The organism is Glycomyces luteolus, from assembly GCF_027622875.1.
Taxonomy (GTDB): Bacteria; Actinomycetota; Actinomycetes; order Mycobacteriales; family Micromonosporaceae; genus Glycomyces; species Glycomyces luteolus.
The window spans coordinates 1-1479 of record NZ_JAPZVP010000044.1; the positions used below are offsets into that span (position 1 = coordinate 1).

Annotated in this window: 2 protein-coding genes; both read right to left on the reverse strand. The window is 65.0% G+C overall.

The features are described 5' to 3' along the window. Positions 1 to 68: 68 nt before the first annotated feature. Positions 69 to 839 carry a transposase gene (locus tag O1R50_RS26120; protein ID WP_270113200.1) on the reverse strand — a complete coding sequence of 257 codons (771 nt, stop codon included), beginning with the start codon at positions 837 to 839 and terminating at the stop codon, positions 69 to 71. A 42-nt stretch (positions 840 to 881) separates the two neighbouring features. Continuing rightward, the gene (locus O1R50_RS26125; RefSeq protein ID WP_208499747.1) at positions 882 to 1340 is read right to left on the reverse strand and encodes a GNAT family N-acetyltransferase; all 459 of its coding nucleotides are present in this window, start codon (positions 1338 to 1340) and stop codon (positions 882 to 884) included. Positions 1341 to 1479 lie beyond the last annotated feature (139 nt).

Here is a 1479-nt window from a genome sequence, read left to right on the forward strand (position 1 = left end):
CTAAGCGATGTCCCGCAAGTTGCTCTCGGTTGTGTGAAAGCCAGAACAACCGAAGACCGATCGGCCGGTCAGCCGGTCATCGTGAGGTTGTGGAGGCGGGCGATACCGGCCATGGCTTCAGCGACACCGGCTCCGCGAAGGCGGCAGTCGCGCAAGACTTTCCAGGTCTTCATCGAGGCGAAGGCATGCTCAACGCGGGCCCGGACCTTCCGATGCGAGGCGTTATGGGCCTCTTTCCAGTCGATCAGCGGCTCGTCCTTGTGTTTCCGGCGGTGCGGAATGACCGCCCTGGTCCCGCGGTATCCGCCATCGGCGATGACCGTCGCGGTCCGGGTGGCGTGGTCGATACCGGACTCGCCGAAGGCCACCGAGTCGTTGCGGTTGCCAGGCAAGGGTTCCCCGACTGTGACGACGAGCTGCGTGTCAGCGTGGATGACCACCTGGTGGTTGGTCGAGTACCGGTAGTTCTTCGACTTCGCCGCGACCTGGTGGTCGCGGGTGGGCACCAGCGTGCCGTCCACGATCAGGACCGTTTCGGGTGCATAGCGTTTGCGCGGCCGGAGTGCGAGCTTGGGGGCGAGGTCGTCGATGATCCGGTGAGCGGCGGATTTCGAGGTGCCGAACAGAACCGCGATCTGGCGCATCGTGAGGTTGGTGCGCCAGTAGACCGCGACCAGCAGCACTCGGTCCTCGAAGGCGAGGCCCCAAGGCCGTCCTTTGAGCGCCGAATCGGCACCCTCACGCCGAAGTTGGCGGACCAGCTTGGTGAACTGCCGGGCCGAAAGGCCGCTGAACAGCTCGATCATCGTCTCATCCACCGCACTGATCACACCCGCCACGCAGGCATGATCCCATGCGCCCCAATAGCCTCGGGGTCTCCATTAGTCCAGCGCGATCGCACCAACCACTTGCCCTGCGAACTCCTGACCGGTCGGCTCGAACCCCATCCTGCGGTAGAAGCCCTCAGGGCCGGTCGAGCCGGATTTCCACATCACGGTGGCCCGCTTCGAACCACGCTGCCGCGCCTCACCGAGCACGGCCTCGACCGCGAAACGACCGAGGCCGGCGCGTTGGTGCCGGGCGCTGACATTGAGCCGCCAGATGCCGCATCGGAAGAACTCGATCTCGGCATCCGGATCGAATCCCCCCATCACGAACGCCACCGGTTCGTCACCGACGTACACCAGACGCGGCCACGCGGTCGGGAAGGACGCGTATGCCTCGGCCAGCGAAACCGCAACCGGGGCCACGAACTCCTCCTGTTCGGGCGCGACCTTGATGCGGCAGGCCATGGCGACATTGGCGGGCGTGATGGGTTCGAGGCGGGGAGCATCGTTCATACCCCCCAACCTAACGACCGGCCCTCAGACTCTCGGCCACATTGCGGGCCGCTTCACAGGACCGATATCCAACCCACCTGTTCATCACCGATCGAGAGAGCTTCCACTGCGCGGCATCAACTTGCGGGACATCGCCTAG